The sequence below is a fragment of the Bradyrhizobium sp. P2_E8 genome, from assembly GCF_056403875.1.
In genome coordinates this window covers 1-779 of record NZ_JBFUES010001750.1, presented here as the reverse complement: position 1 = coordinate 779, position 779 = coordinate 1, and the positions used below count along the sequence as shown (strand labels likewise).

The following is a 779-nucleotide window of genomic DNA, read 5'->3' as shown; positions in this document are numbered from 1 at the left end:
TCAGATCGCTACTGACATCAGGCCATAAAAAACCCGGCCTGAACGATAGGTTCGGCCGGGATCGAAAGCGTCCCCGGCCTGTTTAGCGAGTTTTTTAACGTGGCTGCAAGCCGGCCGGCTCAAATGACCACGGAACAGGCAAAACCTAGCGGCTTGGACGGTTTTCGTCAAGATACGGTCCGGATTGACCAAATTCGCCCCCGTCGCGTCAGCCGAAAAGGCCCAATTTCCCCTTGCATTTCTCTTTGCTTTCGCCGCTCCGACTGCCTAATCAAGACACCGACCGCAGCGGGTCCGACCTGATGGACCCGCATTGGAACGCCTCTCAACAGCACTTGCCAGATATGTCTCAACGTCCGCCCGCGCCACCATCGTTGCAGGAATTGCGCAAGGAGATCGACGCGATCGACGAGGGCATGCATCGCCTGCTGATGCAGCGCGGCGACATCATCGACCGCCTGATCCAGGTGAAGCAGACCCAGGAGGTCGGCTCGGCGTTCCGGCCGGCGCGCGAGGCCGACATGATGCGGCGGATCGTGGAGCGCCATCGCGGCATCCTGCCGCTCGACACGGTCGAGAGCATCTGGCGCGTCATCATCGCGACGTTTACTTACGTGCAGGCACCGTTCGCAGTGCATGCCGACATCTCGGTGAGCGAGCCCGCGATGCGCGATTCCGTGCGATTCCATTTCGGCTTCACCGTGCCTTACGTCGCGCATTTCAGCGCGCAGGCGGCGGTCGAGGCGGTGGCGAAATCCAAGGGCGACCTGGCGCTGGTC

General features: G+C 61.5%; 1 protein-coding gene and 1 riboswitch. The gene reads left to right on the top strand.

Going from position 1 to position 779, the window contains the following annotated elements; genetic code table 11:
* Positions 1–61 precede the first annotated feature (61 nt).
* A riboswitch (SAM riboswitch) is annotated at positions 62–141 on the bottom strand.
* Positions 142–344: 203 nt separating this feature from the next.
* A partial coding sequence (locus AC1D00_RS43670) for a chorismate mutase (protein ID WP_477015005.1) occupies positions 345–779 on the top strand: 435 nt, incomplete at its 3' end.